This is a genomic window from Mesorhizobium sp. CNPSo 4688, assembly GCF_057784295.1.
The window spans coordinates 46001-66540 of record NZ_JBWLUY010000020.1 but is presented as its reverse complement, the minus strand read 5'-3'; the positions used below and the strand labels follow the sequence as shown (position 1 = coordinate 66540).

Sequence of the window (20540 nt, the reverse complement as noted above, 5' to 3'; positions counted from 1 at the left end):
CGGCGCAGGGAAAAAACTCTACGAGCACCCCCACCCCGATCCGCTGCGCGGATCGACCCTCCCCACAAGGGGGAGGGTAAGGCAAGCACCACTCTCAAGTAATCACGCTCGGCTTGTTGCGGCCGGTGTGGCTCTTGATGCCGGCAATGTCATCCGCCGCGGCAATCAGGTCGGCAAGCGCCTCTTGCGTGTCGAGATCGTGCCTCGCCCTGTCGGGCTCATAGCGCTCGATGTAGACGCGCAGTGTAGCGCCCGAAGTGCCGGTGCCGGAGAGGCGGAAGACGACGCGCGAGCCGCCTTCGAACAGGATACGAATGCCCTGGTTCTTGCTCACCGAACCGTCGACCGGATCGTGATAGGCGAAGTCGTCGGCACTGGCGATCTTCATGCCGCGCACGCTGGTGCCTGGCAGCGAGGCGAGCTTGGCGCGCAACTCGTCGACCAGGGCATTGGCGCGTTCGGTCTCGACCTCTTCATAGTCGTGGCGCGAATAGTAGTTGCGGCCATAGGTCGCCCAGTGCTCGGTGACCACCTGCTTGGCGCTCTCGCCGCGCACCGCCAGGATGTTGAGCCACAACAGCACTGCCCACAGCCCGTCCTTCTCGCGGACATGGTTGGAGCCGGTGCCGGCACTTTCCTCGCCGCAGATCGTTGCCATGCCGGCGTCGAGCAGATTGCCGAAGAACTTCCAGCCGGTCGGCGTTTCGTAAATGCCGATACCGAGCTTTTCGGCGACGCGGTCGGCAGCGCCGCTGGTCGGCATCGAGCGGGCGATGCCTTTGAGACCGTCCTTGTAGCCCGGCGCCAGTTGCGCATTGGCGGCAAGCATCGCCACCGAATCCGACGGGGTGACGAAGATGCCCTTGCCGATGATCAAATTTCGGTCGCCGTCACCATCGGAGGCGGCGCCGAAATCCGGCGCGTCCGGACCCATCATCTCGTCATAGAGATGCTTGGCGTGGACCAGGTTGGGGTCAGGGTGATGGCCACCGAAATCCGGCAGCGGCTTGTAGTTGCGGCAGGTCCCGTTCTCAGCGCCAAGCCGGCGCTCGAGGATCTCCTTGGCATAGGGACCGGTGACCGCATGCATGGCGTCGAAGCGCATGCGAAATCCGTATTTGAAATTGGCGCGGATGGCGTCGAAATCGAACAGGCTTTCCATCAGCTCGGCATAGTCGGTGACCGGGTCGATCACCTCCACCGTCATGCCGCCGGCCTCGACGGTGCCGATCTTGTCTATGTCGATCTCAGCGATATCGGCGATCTTGAAACTCGAAATCGTCTTGGTCTTTTCGAAGATCGCGTCGGTGAGCTTTTCCGGCGCCGGACCGCCATTGCCGGCATTGTACTTGATGCCGAAATCCTCATGCGGGCCGCCCGGATTGTGGCTGGCCGACAGAATGATGCCGCCGAAGGTCTTGTATTTGCGGATGACATGCGAGGCGGCCGGCGTCGACAATATGCCGCCCTGCCCGACCATCACCTTGCCGAAGCCGTTGGCCGCAGCCATGGCGATCGCTTTCTGGATAACCTCGCGGTTGTAGAAGCGGCCGTCGCCGCCGATCACCAGCGTCTTGCCCTTGAAGCCATCGAGCGCGTCGAAGATCGACTGGATGAAATTCTCGGCATAGTGCTCCTGCTGGAAGACAGGCACCTTCTTGCGCAGGCCGGACGTGCCGGGTTTCTGGTCAAGATAGGGTTTGGTTGGAACGGTTCGGATCATGCTTCAGGCAACCCTTTTCGAAAGCAACAGGCGGTAGAGTTCAACGTATTTGTCGGCGCTCTTGTCCCAGGAGACATCGGCTTTCATGCCCTGGCGCTGGATCTGTTCCCAGACGGCCGGGCTCGCATGCGCGTCGACCAGCCGGCGGATGGCGTGCAGCATGGCGCCGCCATTGTTGGGCGCGAACTGGAAACCGGTGGCTACACCTGCCGAGATCGCGGCTTCGTTGGCGTCGATGATGGTGTCGGCAAGGCCGCCCGTGCGGGCGACGACGGGCACGCAGCCATAGCGCAGGCCGTAAAGTTGAGTCAGCCCGCAAGGCTCGAAGCGCGACGGGATGACGATGGCGTCGCAGCCGCCCTGCATGATGTGGGACAAGCCCTCGTCGTAACCGACGACGACGCCGACGCGGCCGCGATGGCGGGCGGCGGCGGCAAGCAGCGCGCCTTCGAGGCCGGCGTCACCCGAGCCGAGGATCGCCAGCCGGGCGCCGGTGGCGGCGACGCCGTCGACCACCGCAGCCAATATGTCCATGCCCTTTTGCCAGGTCAGCCGGCTGATGACGCAGACGATCGGGCTGTCGTCATGCTCGAGGCTGAAACGCTCCTCGACAACCGCCCGGTTGGGAAGACGAGCGTTCAGCGTCTGCGCGGAAAAGGCCGACACCAGATGCTTGTCGGTCTGAGGGTTCCAGATGTCGACATCGATGCCGTTGACGATGCCGTAGAGATCGGTCGCGCGCATGTTGATCAGGCCGTCGAGGCCCATGCCGAATTCGGGCGAGCGGATCTCCTGGGCATAGGTGGGACTGACCGTGGTGATCGCCCAGGCGGCCTGCAGGCCGGCCTTGAGGAAGCCGACGCCGCCATAATACTCGACGCCATCGAGCGCCATCGCCACCGCCGGCAGGCCGAGTTCGCCAAAAATGCCGGCGCCAAACTGGCCCTGGAAGGCAAGGTTGTGCACGGTGATCAGCGACGGCACGCCGACCGCCTTGCCGTAGCGCATATAGGCCAGCGTCATCGCCGACTGCCAGTCATGGGCGTGGACGAGATCCGGCTGGTAACCGGAGATGGCGCCGCCGGCGATGTCGCCGCCGACCTGGCTCAACGCGGCGAAGCGCCGCCAGTTGTCGGGCCAGTCGGCGCCTGCGGCATTGCCGTAGGGGCCGCCGGGACGGTCGTAGAGATGCGGCGCGTCGAGCACGAACAGGTCGAGCCCGGCGATCTGCACGGCATGGACCGAAGCCTTGCCGCCCTGCAGCAACGGGTACTGGTAGACGGCCTTCTTTTTCTTGAAGGCGTCCATCACCTGCGGAAAGCCGGGAATGAGCGTGCGCATCGTCATGCCCTTGGCGGCAAGGGCGATCGGCAGTGCGCCGGTCACGTCGGCAAGTCCGCCGGTCTTGATCAGCGGGAAGATTTCGGGCGTGACCGACAGAACCTGCATGCGTTTCTGATCCTGTCTAACTCTTTGTTTTGCGCAATTCCGGACGGAAAACCGTTTCACACTTTTCCTGGAATTGCTTCATAGCTTCAGCTTGTCGATCATGTCCTGCGTGACCAGGCAGATACCTTTTTCCGAAACGCGGAAACGCTTGGCGTCGAGAGCGGGGTCTTCGCCAACCACCAACCCTTCCGGTATCCTTACACCGTGGTCGATGACGACGCGCTTCAACTTTGCGTTCCGGCCAACATGAACGTCGGGCAGCATGACAACTTCTTCCAGCGTCGAATAGGAGTTGATGCGTGCGCCGGTGAAGATCAGGCTCTTCTTCAGCGAAGCGCCTGAGACAATGCAGTCGCCCGACACCAGCGAGGAGACAGCCGAACCGCGGCGGCCTTCCTCATCATGAACGAACTTTGCCGGCGGCTTCAATTCGGCATAGGTCCAGATCGGCCAGTCGCGGTCGTAAAGGTCGAGTTCCGGCGTCACGTCGGTCAGGTCGATATTGGCTTCCCAATAGGCGTCGACGGTGCCGACATCGCGCCAGTAGGCCTCGTTCTCGGCGGTCGAGCGCACGCAGGATTTGGCGAAGCGATGCGCGATCGCCTTACCGTGCTGGACGATGTAGGGGATGATGTCCTTGCCGAAGTCGCGGCTGGAGCCCGGCTCGGCCGCATCGCGGCGCAGCTGTTCCATCAGGAACTTGGTCTTGAAAACATAGATGCCCATCGAGGCCAGGGCGAATTCCGGCTTGTCGGGAATGCCGGGCGGATCGGCGGGCTTTTCGACGAAGGCGATGATGTTGTCCTTGCCGTCGACATGCATGACGCCAAAACCGGTCGCCTCCATGCGCGGCACTTCGAGGCAGCCGACGGTGACGTCGGCATTGGCGTCGACGTGCTGGCGCAGCATCAGCTCGTAGTCCATCTTGTAGATGTGGTCGCCGGCGAGGATGACCATGTATTCGGGGCCATAGGCCTCGATGATGTCGATGTTCTGGTAGACGGCGTCGGCGGTGCCCTCATACCATTGCGTTTCCGAGACACGCTGGCTGGCCGGCAGGATGTCGAAGCTTTCGTTTCGCTCCGGGCGCAGGAAGTTCCAGCCGCGCTGCAGGTGGCGGATCAGCGAATGCGCCTTGTACTGGGTGGCGACGCCGAGGCGGCGAATGCCGGAATTGAGCGCATTGGACAGCGCGAAATCGATGATGCGCGTCTTGCCGCCGAAATAGACAGCGGGCTTGGCGCGCCGGTCGGTCAATTCCTTGAGCCGGCTGCCGCGGCCGCCGGCCAGCACATAGGCCATGGCATCGCGCGCCAGCGGCTGGGTTCTCTTCAAGTCTGCCATTTGTTACCCTCCCAAATTACCAGTCTGGAGCATCGCTCAGTCGACGGCCTTAGTCCGCAACGAGTTCCAACATGATCGTCGACAGCGGCGGCAAAAGCATCGTCGCCGAAATGCCTCCTCCCTCCGCCCTGGCCTCGACCACACCGCCATTGCCCTTGCCCGAACCACCATAGTCCGAAGCGTCGGTGTTGATGATTTCGCGCCATTTGCCGACCTCCGGCAACGGCACGCGATAATTGTCGCGCGGCACCGGCGTGAAGTTGGAAATGACGGCGATCGGGTTGCCGTCGGGCGCGCTGCGCAGCCAGGCGAAGACCGAGTTTTCCTTGTCGTCGACGATCAGCCAGGAAAAACCGTCCGGCTCGCAGTCGCGCGCATGCAGCGCCGGGCGCGAGCGGTAGAGATAGTTGAGGTCGCGCACCGTCTGCCAGACGCCGCGATGCGGGCGGAAGTCGAGCAGGTTCCAGTCGAGCGCGCGCGCCTCGCTCCATTCGCGGCGCTGGGCGAATTCCTGGCCCATGAACAACAGCTTCTTGCCGGGATAGCCCCACATGAAGGCGTAAAAGGCACGCAAAGTCGCGAACTTCTGCCAGTCGTCGCCGGCCATCTTGCCGAGCAGCGTGCCTTTGCCGTGCACGACCTCGTCATGGGAGAGCGGAAGCACGAAGTTCTCTGAAAAGGCGTAGGTCAGGCCGAAGGTCAGGTCGTTGTGATGGTGCTTGCGGAAAATCGGCTCCTTGGCGAAATACTCCAGCGTGTCGTGCATGAAGCCCATGTTCCACTTGAAGCCGAAGCCCAGTCCGCCTTCATGCACCGGTGCCGAGACCTTTGGCCATGAGGTCGATTCCTCGGCGATGGTCATCACGCCGGGATGATGGCCGTAAAGCTCCTTGTTCATCTTCTGCAGGAAGGAGACCGCCTCGAGGTTTTCGCGGCCGCCCTTCTCGTTGGGGATCCATTCGCCGGCCTTGCGCGAATAATCGAGGTAGAGCATCGACGCGACCGCATCGACGCGCAAACCGTCGACATGGTATTTCTCGGCCCAGAACAGCGCATTGTTGACCAGGAACGACACCACCTCGCGGCGGCCGAAATTGTAGATTGCGGTGTTCCAGTCGGGATGGAAACCCTTGCGCGGATCGGCATGCTCATAGAGCGCGGTGCCGTCGAAATTGGCCAGGCCATGCGCGTCGACCGGGAAATGCGCCGGCACCCAGTCGAGGATGACGCCGACGCCGGCGCGGTGCGCACCGTCGACGAAACGGGCGAAGCCGTCCGGGTCGCCAAAGCGCGCCGATGGGGCATAAAGTCCGGTTGTCTGATAACCCCAGGACGGGTCATAGGGATGTTCGGAGATCGGCAGGAATTCGATGTGGGTGAAGCCGGTTTCGACGGCATAGGGGATCAGCTGGTCGGCGAGTTCGTCCCATGACAGGAAGCTGCCGTCGTCGTGCTGCTGCCACGAACCGGCATGGACCTCATAGATCGATATGGCTTCGCGCCGGGGATCGGCCTTGCGCCAGTAGCTGCGGTGCGCATCGTCGCCCCATTCATGCGCCGGCGGCACCGCCGTCACCGAAGCGGTGGCCGGGCGCAGTTCGGATTTGAAGGCGAACGGATCGGCTTTGAGCGGCAGGCGTACGCCATCGGGAGCGATGATCTCGTATTTGTAGGGCCGTCCGGCGCCGATGTCGGGAATGAACAATTCCCAGATGCCGGTGTCGCGGCGGTCGCGCATCGTGTGCCGGCGGCCGTCCCATTCGTTGAAATCGCCTACGACCGATACACGCCGCGCATTGGGCGCCCAGACGGCGAAATGCACGCCCGACGCGCCTTCATGGTCGATGAGATGGGCGCCGAGCTTGTCGAACAGCCTGAGATGAGATCCTTGGGCGATATAATAGTCATCCATCGGGCCGAGCACCGGGCCGAAGGAATAGGGATCGGTCAGCCACCAGTCGCCGCCGGCATTTTTGGCGTGATAGCGCAGCGGCTGGCGTTTGCGGATCGAAACCTTGCCCTCGAAGAAACCGGCGTCGTCGCGGCGTGAGAGTTCGCCAACCTCCTTGCCGGTCAGCGTATAGGCGGTGACGAACTCGGCATTGGGCACGAAGCAGCGGGCGACGAAGCCCTTGCCGGCTTCATGCACACCCAGAACCGCGAAGGGATCGCCATGCGTACCGGCAACAATCGCCGCGACATCGCCGGCTGGTGCCAGCCCGTCCGGCCCGCTTGTCGCAGCGGTCACGCGCGGTTTCCTCATCAGCCGATTTCCCTCCCGGGGAGCCAGTTCTTGTTCTTGTGCATAAGACCCATTGTTCGTGGCCTCATGCAATCATATCAGGCGGGTACGTTCCAGATTTCTTTCGCATATTGGCGGATGGTGCGATCGGAAGAGAACCAGCCGACGCGGGCAACGTTGCGGATTGCGCGTGCGTACCAGTCGGGACTGTTGCGCCAGACGGCGTCGACATCGCGCTGGGTGGCGGCATAGGCGTCGAAATCGGCCGCAACCATGAACCAGTCGGTGTTGTAGAGACCATCGATCAGCTCGCGGTAGCGATCCGGCTCGTCGGGCGAGAACACGCCCGACGAGACGGCGGCGACAGCCTGCGCCAGTTCCGGCGATCCTTCGATCACGGCGCGCGGGTTGTAGCCATTGCTGCGCCGCTCGGCGACCTCGGCCGTGGTCAGGCCGAAGATAAAGATGTTGTCGTCGCCGACGCACTCCTTGATCTCGACATTGGCGCCGTCAAGCGTGCCGATGGTCAAGGCGCCGTTCAGCGCGAACTTCATGTTGCCGGTGCCCGACGCTTCCATGCCGGCGGTCGAGATCTGTTCGGACAGGTCGGCGGCCGGCATCATCACCTCGGCCAGGCTGACATTGTAGTTCGGCACGAACACCACTTTCAGCAGGCCGCGTACCGACGGGTCGCTGTTGATGACCTTGGCGACGTCATTGGCCAGTTTGATGATAAGCTTGGCGTTGTGGTAGCTCGGTGCGGCCTTGCCGCCAAAGAACTTCACGCGTGGCATCCAGTCGCGTTCGGGATGCGAGCGGATCTGGTCGTAAAGCGCGATGGCCTCCAGGATGTTGAGCAGCTGGCGCTTGTATTCGTGGATGCGCTTGACCTGGATGTCGAACAGCGCCGATGGATCGACCTTGATGCCGAGCCGGTCGGCGACGAGATTGGCGAGCTTGACCTTGTTGGAGCGCTTGACGGCGGCGAACTTGTCGCGGAAGGCGGCGTCGTCGGCAAAGGCATCGAGCCCCTTGATGGCGTCGATATTGTCGAGGAAGCGGTCGCCGATCACCTCGCGGGTAAGCGCGGTCAGCCCCGGATTGCACTGGATCAGCCAGCGCCGCGGCGTAATGCCGTTGGTCTTGTTGTTGATGCGGTCGGGATAGAGCTTGTGGAGATCGGCAAACACCGTCTCCTTCATCAGCTCGGTGTGCAGCGCCGACACGCCATTGATCGAGTGCGAGCCGACAAAGGCGAGGTTGCCCATGCGCACGCGGCGGTCGCCGGCTTCCTGGATCAGCGAGATGCGGCTGATCTGCTCGCCCGAGAACTGGTTGGTGGCGCGGGCTTCGAGCAGCACCTGTGCATTGATGGCGTAGACGATCTGCATGTGGCGCGGCAAAAGCCGCTCGAACAGCGGCACCGGCCAGCTTTCCAGGGCCTCGGGCAGCAGCGTGTGGTTGGTGTAGCCGAAGGTGCGCTTGGTGATGTCCCAGGCCTGGTCGAAATCCATGCCGTGGACGTCCATCAGCAGGCGCATCAGCTCCGCCACGGCAATCGCCGGATGGGTGTCGTTGAGATGGATCGCCGCCTTGTCGGGCAGCGAGACAAGATCACCATACTGGCTGAGATGGCGCTGGACGATGTCTTGCAGCGAGGCGGTGGAGAAGAAATACTCCTGGCGGAGCCTGAGTTCCTGGCCGGCCTTGTGGGAATCGGCGGGATAGAGCACGCGCGACAAGGCATCGGCCTTGTTGCTTTCGGCAAGCGCGCCGATGTGGTCGCCGGCGTTGAACTTGTCGAGCAGGATCGGATCGATCGGCATGCCGGACCACAGCCGCAGCGTGTTGACACGGTTGGCCCGCCAGCCGACCACCGGCGTGTCGTAGGCGACGGCCTGGACATGCTCGGTCGGCTTCCAGACGTGGCGTTCGAGCCTTCCGTCCTTGGAGGTGATCGATTCCACCGAGCCGCCGAAGCCGACCTCGAAGGCGCGCTCGCGGCGTTCGAATTCCCAGGGGTTGCCGTGGTCGAGCCAGGTCTCGGGCAGTTCGACCTGCCAGCCGTCATGGATTTCCTGGCGGAACATGCCGTTGGCGTAGCGGATGCCGTAGCCATGGGCGGGAATGTCGACGGTGGCCATGCTTTCCATGAAGCAGGCGGCGAGCCGGCCGAGACCGCCATTGCCAAGCGCTGCGTCCGGCTCGAGCCCGGCGATGAGGTCGAGGTCGACGCCGAGCGACTTCAGCGCTTCGCGCATATTGTCCATCAGGCCGAGATTGGAGAAGGCATCGCGCATCAGCCGGCCGATGAGGAATTCCAGCGACAGATAGTAGACGCGCTTTTCCTGCTGGGCGTAGGCTTCCTGCGTCGCCTGCATCCAGTGATCGACGATGCGGTCGCGCACGACCTTGATCGAGGCTGTCAGCCAATCATATTGGGTGGCGACGGAGGTGCCCTTGCCGACGCGGTATTTGAGGGCCAACAACACTTCGTCGGCGAGCGTCTTGGGATCGGGGATTTCGAGAACAGGGGCTTTGGCTGTCATTGTTCGCGTCATACTGCCTCTCGTGATCGTGCTGCGATCATACCGGCTTTCGCTGTCAGTCCCAGCCCATCCTAGTGCATCGCAACATACTTTCAATCGATTTAGATCGATATGCCGCCGGTTGCCCCTGCGGCAATTTATCCGTCGAGCGGATCAGGCCGCGAGCGCCGCCTCCGGCGGAACCTTGGCTCCGGTCATGAAAGCCACGGCATCCGACATCGTATATTGCTTGGGATCGATGACGCAGAGGCGACGTCCCAGCCGATGGATGTGGATACGGTCGGCGACTTCGAAGACATGCGGCATGTTGTGCGAGATCAGCACGATCGGCAGCCCGCGTTTCTTGACGTCGAGGATCAGTTCGAGCACGCGGCGGCTCTCCTTGACGCCAAGTGCTGCGGTTGGCTCGTCCATGATCACCACGCGGCTGCCGAAAGCGGCGGCGCGCGCCACCGCCACACCCTGACGCTGCCCGCCGGACAGCGTTTCCACCGCCTGGCTGATGTTCTGGATGGTCATCAGGCCAAGCTCGGTGAGCTTGTCGCGGGCGCGCTTTTCCATCGCCGGCCGGTCGAGCATGCGCAGCCAGTCGCCGAGAAAGCCCGGCTTACGGATCTCGCGGCCGAGGAACATGTTGTCGGCGATGGACAGCGCCGGCGACAAAGCCAGGTTCTGGTAGACCGTCTCGATGCCGGCTTCGCGCGCCTCCATCGGCGATTTGAAGGCGATCGGTTTGCCTTCGAGCCGGATCTCGCCTTCGTCGGGCACGGCCGCGCCAGAAATCGCCTTGATGAGCGATGACTTGCCGGCGCCATTGTCGCCGATGACAGCAAGGATTTCGCCCGGATAAAGGTCGAAGTCGGCATTGTCGAGGGCGGTGACGCGGCCATAGCGCTTGACCAGACCGCGCGCGGTGAGGATTGGTTCCTGGGTCATCCCGAGATCTTTCTGATCCATTGGTCGATGCCGACCGCAACGATGATGAGCGCGCCGACGGACAATTGCGTCCATTGCGGGTCCGTGCCCCAGAGCCTCAGGCCAAGCGCAAACACGCCGACGATGAGGGCACCGAAGATGGTGCCGAGGATGGAGCCGCGCCCGCCGAACAGCGAGGTGCCACCGATCACCACGGCGGTGATCGAGTTGATGTTCTCGAACTGGCCGGCCTGTGGCGACACCGATCCGATGCGCCCGATCAGGGCCCAGCCGGCAATGGCGCAGATGATGCCCGTGAGCGTATAGACCGCGAGCAGCATCCGGTCGACCCGAACACCCGACAGTTCGGCCGCCTCCGGATCGTCGCCTACTGCATAGACATGCCGTCCCCAGGCGGTATGGTTGAGCACGTACCAGGCGATCGCCGCCATGATCAGCATCAAAAGCACGCCATAGGTGAACACCGCGCCGCCAACCTTGAACGAGCTGCCGAAGAACTGCAGGAGCGGCGCAGTCGTTTCGAGATCCTGGCTGCGGATGGTCTCGTTTCCGGAGTAGATAAAATTGATGGCCGCATAGATCGACCATGTGCCGAGCGTCACGATGAAGGGCGGCAACTTCACCCTGGCGATGAGGACGCCGTTGATGAAGCCGCACAGCGCGCCGACGAGAAGCCCGACTGCGACGGCGACCGGGGCCGGGACGCCGTAGTGCATGGCGAACTGACCCATCACGACCGAACTCAGCACCATGATGGCGCCGACGGACAGGTCGATGCCGGCTGTGAGCACCACGAGCGTCTGGGCGATGCCCACCATGCCGGTGATCGCCACTTGTTGCAGGATCAGCGTCAGCGTGAACGGAGAAAAGAAACGCCCGCCGACGACGATGGCGAACAGCATCACTGACAGGAGCAGGATGATCAACGGCACCATGGCCGGACTTTTGTGCAGCCGGTGCTGGATGCTCTCCAGCGCAGTGCGAGAATGGGTGTCGAAAGAAGCGACGCTGGTGTCGCTGGCAGCTAAAGTCTTCTCAAATTCCTGCGGTCCGCTGACTTTGGTCGTTTCAACGCTCAACACGGCCTCCCCGCCTGATGCACGAGGCGGTTGAAACCGCCCCGCGCAATTTTTCTTATTCGTTGTTTTGAGATTGAGCCTATTAGGAACTCAAATCAACCCCAGCACTTGGCGAGGCCTGCCTTGGTGTCGATGGATTCTACGCCAGCGGCGGGCTTGTCGGTGATCAGTGTCACGCCGGTGTTGTAGAAGTTCAGGCCCGGCGACGGCTCGGGCTTCTTGCCGCTGTCGGCGAAGGCCTTGATCGCCTCGATCCCAAGCGAGGCCATCAGCAGCGGATATTGCTGCGAAGTGGCGCCGATCACACCCTCGGCAACGTTCTTGACGCCGGGGCAGCCGCCGTCGACCGAGACGATCAGTACGTCCTTCTCCTTGCCGACTGCCTTCAGCGCCTGATAGGCACCGGCGGCCGCCGGTTCATTGATGGTATAGACCACGTTGATATCCGGATCCTTCTGCAGGCAGTTCTCCATGGCGGTGTGGCCGCCATCCTCGTTGCCGCTCGACAGATCGTGGCAGACATTGCGTGCATCCGTTTCGTCGCCGATTTTCTTGGGGTCGCCAAGGTCGATGCCGAAGCCCTTCATGAAGCCCTGATCGCGTTGCACGTCGACTGAGGGCTGGCTGGCGATCAGATCCATATAGGCGATATGGGCATCCTTGGCCTTGTCGCCCAGCGTCGCCTTGGCCCAAGAGCCGATAAGCTCGCCGGCCCTGAAATTGTCGGTGGCAAAGGTCGCATCGGCGGCGTCGGCAGGCTCAAGCTGCGTATCCAGAGCAATCACAAGCACTCCTGCGTCACGTGCCTTCTTCACCGCCGGCACGATAGCCGCCGTATCGGTCGCGGTGATCAGAATGCCCTTGGCGCCATCGGCGATGCAGGATTCGATTGCCGCAACCTGGCCTTCGTTGTCGCCTTCCGCTTTGCCGGCATAGGACTTGAGGTCGACGCCGATCTCCTTGGCTTTAGCGGTCGCGCCTTCCTTCATCTTGACGAAGAAGGGGTTGGTGTCGGTCTTGGTGATCAGGCAGGCGCCGACGCCGGCGGCGAATGCCGTAGAGGCAAACGCCATCAGGCCGAGGCCAGCCGCGGCGAACACGGTGGACTTCAATAATGCTTTGGTCACGATCTTCCTCCCATGGAACCATGCGGATGCCGCCAACCGGCATCTCGAGCGCATCCACTGAAGTTCTCCCAGTGTGGACGCGCCCTCAAAAGACACCAGTCAGCCGGGGCTGTCAATAATTAAATCACTCTTATTTATTATTGACAGCATTGCATGGTTCACCCATTCTGCCGCAAAAGCAGTAAGAATAAACCAAGGGAAGGAACAAGGGTGGAGACCGGCATTGCGAGGCACGGTTCGCCCGAGGCGGCCGCCAGCCGTCTCCACCGTGGCACCAACCAGAGCGGCATGCGCGACCACAATGAGCGGCTGGTGCTGTCGTTGGTGCGCCAGCATGGCAGCCTGGCCAAATCAGACATTGCGCGCATGACCGGCCTGTCGGCGCAGACTGTCTCGGTGATCATGCGCGAACTGGAGGAAGACAGCCTGCTGGTGCGCCAGGCGCCGTTGCGCGGCAAGATCGGCCAGCCTTCCATCCCGATGGCGCTGAACCCCGAAGGCGCATTCTTCATCGGCCTCAAAATCGGCCGCCGCAGCGCCGAACTGGTGCTGATCGATTTCCTTGGGCATGTGCGCTCGATGCTGCAGCACTCCTACCGCTATCCGGCGCCACGCGAGACGGTGGAGTTCGTTACGTCGGGCATGAAGACGATGCGCGCCGAACTGACACCGGCGCAGGACAAGCGCATTGCCGGGCTCGGCATCGCCATGCCGTTCGAACTGTGGAACTGGGCCGATACGGCGGGTGCGCCGCGCGACATCATGGACGAATGGCGCCATCGCGACATCCGCGCCGACATCCAGTCGCAATGCGAATTCCCGGTCTATCTGCAGAACGACGCGACGTCAGCCTGTGGCGCCGAACTGGTGTTCGGTCAGACCGGCGGCGCGCGCGACTTCGTCTATTTCTATATCGGCGCCTTTGCCGGCGGCGGCATCGTGCTCAACGGCCGGCTTTTTGGCGGACCGACCGGCAATGCCGGGGCGCTGGGTTCGATGCCGGTTCCGGGGCCGGACGGCAAGCCGACGCAGCTCATCGACGTCGCCTCGATCGCCATGTTGGAAAAGGCGCTCAGCGCGCGCGGCATCGACGGCTCCTATCTCTGGACCTCACCGCAGGAATGGGGCGACATCGGCGCCGATCTGGACGACTGGATCGCCAGCGCCTCGCGGGCGCTTGCCTACGCCATTGTCGCGGCGTCCTCGGTGATTGATTTCGAGGCCGCGGTGATCGACGGCTGGATGCCGCTCGCGGTACGGCGTCGCCTCGTCGACGCCGTCAGGCAGACGATCGACACGATCGACGGTGAAGGTCTGAAGCTGCCGGACGTGCGCGAAGGCACCGTCGGCATCCATGCCCGCGCGCTGGGTGGCGCCAGCCTGCCGCTGTCCGAACGCTTCCTCATCGGTTCGACCACGATTTCCAGGAGCACCTGAATGCTGATCGGTATTCCGTCGCTGCTCGGTCCGGAGCTTCTGGCGACCTTGCGCGCCATGGGCCATGGCGACGAAATTGCGCTCGTCGACGGCAACTACCCGGCGGAAGAACAGGCAAACCGGCTGGTGCGAGCCGACGGTCATCACCTGATACCGGTGCTCGACGCCATATTGAGCGTGCTGCCGGTGGACGACTTCGTGCCGGAAGCGCTGTTTCGCGCCTCGGTCAAAGGCGATCCCTCGGTTGCCGATCCGGTCCACCGCGAGATCGAGGCGATCTGCACCAAGCGAGCTCCGGGCCGCAAGGTGGTTGCGCTGGCCGGCGCTGACTTCTATGCACGCGTCCGGTCGGCGTATGCGATCGTCGCGACCGGTGAACCCAGGCTCTACGCCAACATCATCATCCGCAAAGGCGTGATCTATCCGCCGGAAAGTCCTAAGACATGATCCTCTGCTGCGGCGAAGCCCTGATCGATATGCTGCCGCGCACCACCACGCTGGGCGAGCCGGCCTTTGCCCCCTATGTCGGCGGCGCGGTGTTCAACACGGCGATCGCGCTTGGCCGCCTCGGCGCGCCCGCCGGCTTCTTTTCCGGCCTGTCGTCGGATCTGTTCGGCGGCCAGTTCCGCGAGGCGCTGGGGGCAAGCAAGGTCAGCTCCACCTATGCGCACACCTCCCCTCGCCCCACCACGCTGGCCTTCGTGCGGCTCACCAACGGCCAGGCGACCTACACTTTCTACGACGAGAACACCGCCGGGCGGATGCTGACCATCGAAGACCTACCGGAACTCGGCGCCGAGATCGAAGCCATGCTGTTTGGCGCCATCAGCCTGATCTCGGACCCGGCGGGTGCTGCCTACGAGGAATTCATGAAGCGCGAGCACCAGCGCCGCGTCATGATGCTCGATCCCAACATCCGGCCGAATTTCATCCCCGACAAAGCCAGGCATCTGCGTCGCATCCGCTCGATGATGGCGATGGCCGACATCGTGAAATTGTCGGATGAGGATCTGCACTGGTTCGGCGAGGCCGGGTCGCATGAGGATGTCATCCGCAACTGGCTGGACCGCGGGCCGAAGCTGATCGTCGTCACCCATGGCAGCGAGGGTGCTGTCGGCTACAGCCGCGAGCACAAGGTCACCGTAATGCCGCAAAAGGTGGAGGTGGTTGACACGGTCGGCGCCGGCGACACTTTCAATGCCGGTATTCTGGCCTCGTTGCACGAGCAAGGCCTGCTCACCAAGGCTGAGATGGGCGGCCTTTCCGAGGACGCCATCCGCCAGGCGCTTGCGCTCGGTTCCAAGGCGGCGGCGGTGACGGTGTCACGAGCCGGCGCCAATCCGCCCTGGCGGCATGAAATCGCCTGATCTACGCTTTATCCGGCCGCTAGCCGCCCATGAGAGCCGATCACTTTATGTTTCCGCGAGCCGGAAAGACGCGATAAATCAGCCACGTCACGTCCTGGAAAGCCCGGATTTCCGGCATCTTGCTGCAGTGCGGCAAGAACCTGAGGTAACGGGCTGCGACACCTCGGCTGCCGGCCGCCTGGCCGGTCCGGCTTTCTCGACCGGCCCAACTCTGGTACCAGCGGGCCGGTTAAGTTGTTGTTTCTGCGCGTATCGTTGTTCCCTGGACCGCGCGCATTACCGTTTTGAGGCCGACATGCAGTTCATCGATCTTGGCGCGCAGCGCGAACGTATCCGCGACCGGCTGAAGGCCGCGATCGACAATGTCGTCGAGGAAGGCCGCTATATCCTCGGGCCGCAGGTCACCGAATTCGAAAACAAGCTCGCCGCCTATGTCGGCACCAAGCATGTCGTGGCCTGCGCCAACGGCACCGACGCGCTGCTGCTGCCGCTGTTTGCCGCCGGCATCGGCCCGGGCGACGCGGTGTTCGTGCCGAGCTTCACCTTCGCCGCGACGGCGGAAGTGGTGGCGTTGGCCAAGGCCGAACCGGTGTTCGTCGATGTCGACGCCGAGACCTACAACATCGACATCGCCAGCCTCGAGGCGGCGATCGCGATGATCAAGAAGGAAGGCCGGCTGAAGCCGAAGGCGATCATTCCGGTCGATTTGTTCGGACTTGCCGCCGACTACGATGCGATCATGGCGATTGCCAAGCGCGAAGGGCTGCTGGTGATCGAGGATGCGGCGCAGTCGATCGGCGGCTCAGCCGACGGCACCATGTGCGGCGCCTTCGGCCATGTCGGCTCGACCAGCTTCTATCCGGCAAAGCCGCTCGGCTGCTACGGCGATGGCGGCGCGATGTTCACCAATGACGATGCGCTGGCCGACCAGCTTCGTTCGTTTGCCTTCCACGGCAAGGGCGAAACGCAGTACGACAATGTCCGCGTCGGCATCAATTCACGCCTCGACACGATCCAGGCGGCGATCCTGATCGAGAAGCTTGCCATCCTCGAAGACGAGATGGTCGCCCGCCAGGCGGTGGCCAAGCGCTATGCCGAAGGTCTCGGCGACATCGTCAAGGCGTCGCGCAATCTGGGTGGCGGCCGCTCGGCCTGGGCGCAATACGCCATCGAGACGCCGAACCGCGACGGCTTGCGGGCGCATCTCGGCGAAAAGGGCATCCCGTCAGTGATCTATTATGTGAAGCCGCTGCATGAGCAGGTCGCCTATCGCGACTATCCGCGCACGCCGACCGGGCTTGCCGTTTCGGAGGAACTGCCGAAGCGGATCCTGTGCCTGCCGATGCATCCCTATCTCAGCGAAGCCGATCAGGACCGCATCATCGAGACGATCCGCAATTACATCGGCTCGAACTCGGCGCATGTCGCGGCAGCGTAATTCTTACGCCGCCTCCGTCGCCTTCCCGCTGGCGATAAAATGCGGGTTGGCGAAATCCGCATCGTCGCTCTGCTTACGCTTGCCATAGGTGAGCGGCTCGCCGTCCAGCGTGCGTGTCATGCCGCCAGCGGCGCGCAGCACGGCGTCGCCGGCCGCGGTATCCCATTCCATGGTGCGGCCGAAGCGCGGATAGATGTCGGCTTCGGCGGCGGCGAGCAGGCAGAATTTCAGCGATGAGCCGACCGAGACGATCTCGGCGGCGCCGAGGTCCCTGATGAAGGCTTCGGTCTCCGGCGTGTTGTGCGAGCGGCTGGCCACGACAGCGAGCGGCGTCACCGCCGTCCTGACCGAAATACGCCGCCGGCCGACGATCCGGTAATCGTCGTCGACTTCGATTGCTTCCGCCCTGCCCGGCCGTCCCGAAAAGAAGCGGCCGCTGCACGGCGCGAAGACGACGCCGACTTCCGGCACCCCGTCGCGGATGAGCGCGATGTTGACGGTGAAATCGGTCCTGCGGTTGACGAATTCCTTGGTGCCGTCGAGCGGATCGATCAGGAAGAAGGCGCCATCGAGATCAGGCGGCACAATGCCGGCGGCGACCTCTTCCTCGGCCACGCAGGGAATGTCGGGATAAGCCGCACGCAGGCCGGCAAGGATGATCGTCTCGCTCTCGCGGTCAGCTTCCGTCACCGGCGAGGCATCGGACTTGCTGTCGACCGCGCAGCCGGCCTTGAAGACCCGCATCACCTCGCGTCCTGCTTCGAGCGCCAGGCGCTCGAATACGGCCAGCATCACCTCGTCGTCAGATGCCGCCGCCGGCTTCGTATTGGTCTTCAGCAATGTCGCGCTCGTTCAGCCAGTGTTCCAGAGCCTCTACCATCTCCTCGGCCGTCTTGCCGAGTGTCTTAAGATGGATTTCCGGTTTTTCCGGGGCTTCATACGGTGAATCGACGCCGGTGAAGTTCTTGATCTCGCCATTCAGCGCCCGCGCGTAAAGGCCCTTCGGGTCGCGCCTGGCGCATTCCTCGAACGGCGTGTCGACGAACACCTCGACGAATTCGCCATCGGCCATCAGTTCGCGCGCCATGCGGCGCTCGGCGCTGAACGGCGAAATGAAGGAGACGATGACGATCAGCCCGGCATCGGCCATCAGCTTGGCCACTTCGGCGACGCGGCGGATGTTTTCGACGCGGTCGGCATCGGTGAAGCCGAGATCGCGGTTGAGGCCGTGGCGGACATTGTCGCCGTCGAGAATGTAGGTGTGGCGTCCCGAGGCGAACAGCTTCTTCTCGAGCAAATTGGCGATGGTCGACTTGCCCGAGCCGGAAAGCCCGGTGAACCAGAACACGGCAGGGCGCTGGCCTTTCAGGTCGGAGCGGCCGCGCTTGCCGACATCGAGCGACTGCCAGTGGATGTTTTCGGCGCGGCGCAACGTATGCAGGATCATGCCGGCGCCGACGGTGGCGTTGGTGATGCGGTCGATCAGGATGAAAGCGCCGGTGGTGCGGTTGTCGGCGAAGGTGTCGAAGGCGATCGGCGCGCGGGTCGAGATGTTGCAGATGCCGACTTCGTTCATGTCGAGCGACTTTGCCGCCTCACGGGCAAAGTCGTTGACGTTGACGCGGTATTTCAGGTCGGTGACGGTGGCGCTGGTCTGGTCGGTCTCGGTGCGCAGGATGTAGGAGCGGCCCGGCAGCAGCGCTGCCTCGTCGAACCAGACGATGTTGGCGGCGAATTGATCGGCGACCTGCGGCCGTGCCGCGGGTGACACCAGCAAGTTGCCTCTGGAGACCTCGACCTCGTCGTCGAGCACAAGGGTGATGGCCTGGCCGGCGACGGCCTGGGCGAGATCGCCGCCGTGCGCGACGATGCGCTTGACCCGCGAGGCCTTGCCGGATTTTGCGACGACCACCTCGTCGCCCGGCGCGACCTGGCCGGACGCGATGGTGCCGGCAAAGCCGCGGAAATCGAGATTGGGCCGGTTGACATACTGCACCGGAAACCGGAACGGCAATTCGACCGCAGCCTCGTCGACCGACACGGTTTCGAGATGTTCGATCAGCGACGGGCCGGAATACCACGCCGTCTTGTCCGAGCGGCTGGTGACATTGTCGCCGTAGCGGGCCGACATCGGGATCGGCACGATCGTCTGGAAGCCGAGCTCGTGCGAGAACTGGCGGTAATCCTCGACGATGCGATCGAACACCGCCTGGTCGAAACCGACGAGATCGATCTTGTTGACGGCAAGCACGATGTGGCGGATGCCGAGCAGCGAGGCGATGATCGAGTGGCGCCGGGTCTGGCGCAGCACGCCCTGGCGCGCATCGATGAGCACTATGGCGAGATCGGCGGTCGAGGCGCCGGTCGCCATGTTGCGGGTGTATTGTTCATGGCCGGGCGTGTCGGCGACGATGAACTTGCGCTTGGGCGTGGCGAAGAAGCGGTAGGCGACGTCGATGGTGATGCCTTGCTCGCGCTCGGCCTCGAGGCCGTCGACCAAAAGCGCGAAGTCGATGTCGTCGCCGGTGGTGCCGTGCTTGCGCGAATCGCGTTCGAGCGCGGCGAGCTGATCCTCGAAGATCTGCTTGGTGTCGGACAGAAGGCGGCCGATCAGCGTCGACTTGCCGTCGTCGACCGAGCCGCAGGTGAGGAAGCGCAGCAGCGACTTCTTCTCCTGTGCCGCCATGTATTCGCGGATGCCGTCGGTTGGGGCGAGGCTCTTGGCCAGGATGTGGCGCATGCTCAGAAATACCCCTCGCGCTTCTTCTTTTCCATCGAGCCGGCTTCATCGCGATCGATGAGGCGGCCCTGGCGCTCGGAGGTGCGTGCCGTCAGCATCTCGCCGACAATGGCTTCCAGCGTGTCGGCGTCGGATTCGATAGCGCCGGTCAGCGGATAGCAGCCGAGCGTGCGGAAGCGCACCAGGCGGTTCTCCACCGTCTCGCCGGGGCGCAGCGCCATGCGGTCATCGTCCTTGAGGATCAGCATGCCGTCGCGTTCGACCACCGGCCGCTCCTTGGCGAAATAGAGCGGCACGATCGGAATGTTCTCCTGCAGAATGTACTGCCAGATGTCGAGTTCGGTCCAGTTCGACAGCGGAAAGACGCGGATCGATTCGCCCGGCGCGATGCGGGTGTTGAAGATCTTCCACATTTCCGGCCGCTGGTTCTTCGGGTCCCAGACATGCTGGGCGTTGCGGAAGGAAAAGATGCGCTCCTTGGCGCGCGACTTCTCCTCGTCGCGCCGCGCTCCGCCGAAGGCGGCGTCGAAACCGTATTTGTCGAGCGCCTGCCGCAACGCCACAGTCTTCATCACATGGGTGTGGGTGTTGGAGCCGTGGTCGAAGGGGTTGATGCCGTCGCGCACGCCGTCTTCATTGACATGGACGAGCAGGTCGAAGCCGAGCCTCTGCGCCATCTGATCGCGAAAGGCGATCATCTCGCGGAACTTCCAGGTGGTGTCGACATGCAAGAAGGGAAAAGGCGGCTTGGCCGGATAAAAGGCCTTCATCGCCAGATGCATCAGCACGGAGGAATCCTTGCCAACGGAATAGAGCATCACCGGCTTGGAGAAGGAGGCAGCAACCTCACGGAAGATGTGGATGGATTCGGCCTCGAGCCGCTGCAAATGCGTAAGCGCGATGTTCATGGACTGTGAGCGTTCTCTCGTGCCATCCAGACCTTGCATCAGATGGATCGGGCGTCTTTTTCAGCCGCCCGGTTCAAGCTTCACCGCTGGACACTATCGGTTCGTGCCGGCGTTCTAGCAGATCGCCACCTGATATAACAACGCTGGAAAGGTCGGCGGCCAACCCGATAAGGAACGAATTTTCCACGAAAAGCCCGAAAT

At 63.1% G+C, this 20540-nt stretch carries 15 protein-coding genes; 4 read left to right on the top strand and 11 right to left on the bottom strand.

The window, feature by feature from the left end:
- Positions 1-94 precede the first annotated feature (94 nt).
- From AC04SH_RS29035 to AC04SH_RS29000, 8 genes are all read right to left on the bottom strand, one after another.
- Positions 95-1723 (bottom strand): alpha-D-glucose phosphate-specific phosphoglucomutase, encoded by a 1629-nt coding sequence (locus AC04SH_RS29035; RefSeq protein ID WP_488577571.1) that lies wholly within the window; start codon positions 1721-1723, stop codon positions 95-97.
- A gap of 3 nt (positions 1724-1726) precedes the next feature.
- Positions 1727-3172, bottom strand: a complete 1446-nt coding sequence (gene glgA / locus AC04SH_RS29030; protein WP_488577570.1) for a glycogen synthase GlgA — start codon at positions 3170-3172, stop codon at positions 1727-1729.
- A gap of 78 nt (positions 3173-3250) precedes the next feature.
- On the bottom strand, positions 3251-4516 hold the full coding sequence (gene glgC, locus AC04SH_RS29025) for a glucose-1-phosphate adenylyltransferase (protein WP_192256465.1): 1266 nt from the start codon (positions 4514-4516) through the stop codon (positions 3251-3253).
- A 49-nt stretch (positions 4517-4565) separates the two neighbouring features.
- Positions 4566-6779 carry a 1,4-alpha-glucan branching protein GlgB gene (gene glgB, locus AC04SH_RS29020; protein ID WP_488577569.1) on the bottom strand — a complete coding sequence of 738 codons (2214 nt, stop codon included), beginning with the start codon at positions 6777-6779 and terminating at the stop codon, positions 4566-4568.
- Positions 6780-6856: 77 nt separating this feature from the next.
- A complete protein-coding gene (locus tag AC04SH_RS29015; protein WP_488577568.1) occupies positions 6857-9319 on the bottom strand; it encodes a glycogen/starch/alpha-glucan phosphorylase in 2463 nt (820 codons plus the stop codon).
- 141 nt (positions 9320-9460) lie between these two features.
- Positions 9461-10243: an ATP-binding cassette domain-containing protein gene (locus AC04SH_RS29010; protein ID WP_488577567.1), complete on the bottom strand. Its 783-nt coding sequence runs from the start codon at positions 10241-10243 to the stop codon at positions 9461-9463.
- Positions 10240-11322, bottom strand: a complete 1083-nt coding sequence (locus AC04SH_RS29005) for an ABC transporter permease (RefSeq protein ID WP_488577566.1) — start codon at positions 11320-11322, stop codon at positions 10240-10242. Before AC04SH_RS29005 ends, AC04SH_RS29010 begins: the two co-directional genes overlap by 4 nt.
- A 95-nt stretch (positions 11323-11417) precedes the next feature.
- Positions 11418-12395 carry a substrate-binding domain-containing protein gene (locus AC04SH_RS29000; protein ID WP_488577598.1) on the bottom strand — a complete coding sequence of 326 codons (978 nt, stop codon included), beginning with the start codon at positions 12393-12395 and terminating at the stop codon, positions 11418-11420.
- A 264-nt stretch (positions 12396-12659) separates the two neighbouring features.
- Between AC04SH_RS29000 and AC04SH_RS28995 the strand changes: the two genes are divergently transcribed.
- The 4 genes from AC04SH_RS28995 to AC04SH_RS28980 all read left to right on the top strand — a co-directional run bounded on the left by AC04SH_RS28995 (position 12660) and on the right by AC04SH_RS28980 (position 16691).
- Positions 12660-13886, top strand: coding sequence for an ROK family transcriptional regulator (locus tag AC04SH_RS28995; RefSeq protein ID WP_488577565.1), 1227 nt, complete (start codon positions 12660-12662; stop codon positions 13884-13886).
- Complete coding sequence (locus AC04SH_RS28990; protein ID WP_488577564.1) at positions 13887-14333, top strand: RbsD/FucU family protein; 447 nt, start codon at positions 13887-13889, stop codon at positions 14331-14333.
- A complete protein-coding gene (locus AC04SH_RS28985; RefSeq protein ID WP_477234072.1) occupies positions 14330-15253 on the top strand; it encodes a carbohydrate kinase family protein in 924 nt (307 codons plus the stop codon). Before AC04SH_RS28990 ends, AC04SH_RS28985 begins: the two co-directional genes overlap by 4 nt.
- A gap of 295 nt (positions 15254-15548) precedes the next feature.
- Complete coding sequence (locus AC04SH_RS28980) at positions 15549-16691, top strand: DegT/DnrJ/EryC1/StrS family aminotransferase (RefSeq protein ID WP_488577563.1); 1143 nt, start codon at positions 15549-15551, stop codon at positions 16689-16691.
- A gap of 3 nt (positions 16692-16694) precedes the next feature.
- Here AC04SH_RS28980 and cysQ read toward each other — a convergent pair whose 3' ends face one another.
- The 3 genes from cysQ to cysD are packed head-to-tail and all read right to left on the bottom strand — an operon-like array spanning position 16695 to position 20339.
- Positions 16695-17483 (bottom strand): 3'(2'),5'-bisphosphate nucleotidase CysQ, encoded by a 789-nt coding sequence (gene cysQ, locus AC04SH_RS28975; RefSeq protein ID WP_488577597.1) that lies wholly within the window; start codon positions 17481-17483, stop codon positions 16695-16697.
- A gap of 10 nt (positions 17484-17493) precedes the next feature.
- A complete protein-coding gene (gene cysN / locus AC04SH_RS28970; RefSeq protein ID WP_488577562.1) occupies positions 17494-19431 on the bottom strand; it encodes a sulfate adenylyltransferase subunit CysN in 1938 nt (645 codons plus the stop codon).
- A 2-nt stretch (positions 19432-19433) separates the two neighbouring features.
- Positions 19434-20339, bottom strand: a complete 906-nt coding sequence (cysD, locus tag AC04SH_RS28965; protein WP_192256445.1) for a sulfate adenylyltransferase subunit CysD — start codon at positions 20337-20339, stop codon at positions 19434-19436.
- Positions 20340-20540 lie beyond the last annotated feature (201 nt).

What these genes read in the sequence shown, in the direction of transcription:
- cysD (WP_192256445.1), bottom strand. Translation starts at nt 20,339, where the DNA reads ATGAACATCGCGCTTACGCATTTGCAGCGGCTCGAGGCCGAATCCATC.
- AC04SH_RS28985 (WP_477234072.1), top strand. Translation starts at nt 14,330, where the DNA reads ATGATCCTCTGCTGCGGCGAAGCCCTGATCGATATGCTGCCGCGCACC.
- AC04SH_RS29015 (WP_488577568.1), bottom strand. Translation starts at nt 9,319, where the DNA reads ATGACGCGAACAATGACAGCCAAAGCCCCTGTTCTCGAAATCCCCGAT.
- cysQ (WP_488577597.1), bottom strand. Translation starts at nt 17,483, where the DNA reads ATGCTGGCCGTATTCGAGCGCCTGGCGCTCGAAGCAGGACGCGAGGTG.
- glgA (WP_488577570.1), bottom strand. Translation starts at nt 3,172, where the DNA reads ATGCAGGTTCTGTCGGTCACGCCCGAAATCTTCCCGCTGATCAAGACC.
- AC04SH_RS29035 (WP_488577571.1), bottom strand. Translation starts at nt 1,723, where the DNA reads ATGATCCGAACCGTTCCAACCAAACCCTATCTTGACCAGAAACCCGGC.
- AC04SH_RS28990 (WP_488577564.1), top strand. Translation starts at nt 13,887, where the DNA reads ATGCTGATCGGTATTCCGTCGCTGCTCGGTCCGGAGCTTCTGGCGACC.
- cysN (WP_488577562.1), bottom strand. Translation starts at nt 19,431, where the DNA reads ATGCGCCACATCCTGGCCAAGAGCCTCGCCCCAACCGACGGCATCCGC.
- AC04SH_RS29000 (WP_488577598.1), bottom strand. Translation starts at nt 12,395, where the DNA reads ATGGCGTTTGCCTCTACGGCATTCGCCGCCGGCGTCGGCGCCTGCCTG.
- glgB (WP_488577569.1), bottom strand. Translation starts at nt 6,779, where the DNA reads ATGAGGAAACCGCGCGTGACCGCTGCGACAAGCGGGCCGGACGGGCTG.
- AC04SH_RS28980 (WP_488577563.1), top strand. Translation starts at nt 15,549, where the DNA reads ATGCAGTTCATCGATCTTGGCGCGCAGCGCGAACGTATCCGCGACCGG.
- AC04SH_RS29010 (WP_488577567.1), bottom strand. Translation starts at nt 10,243, where the DNA reads ATGACCCAGGAACCAATCCTCACCGCGCGCGGTCTGGTCAAGCGCTAT.
- glgC (WP_192256465.1), bottom strand. Translation starts at nt 4,516, where the DNA reads ATGGCAGACTTGAAGAGAACCCAGCCGCTGGCGCGCGATGCCATGGCC.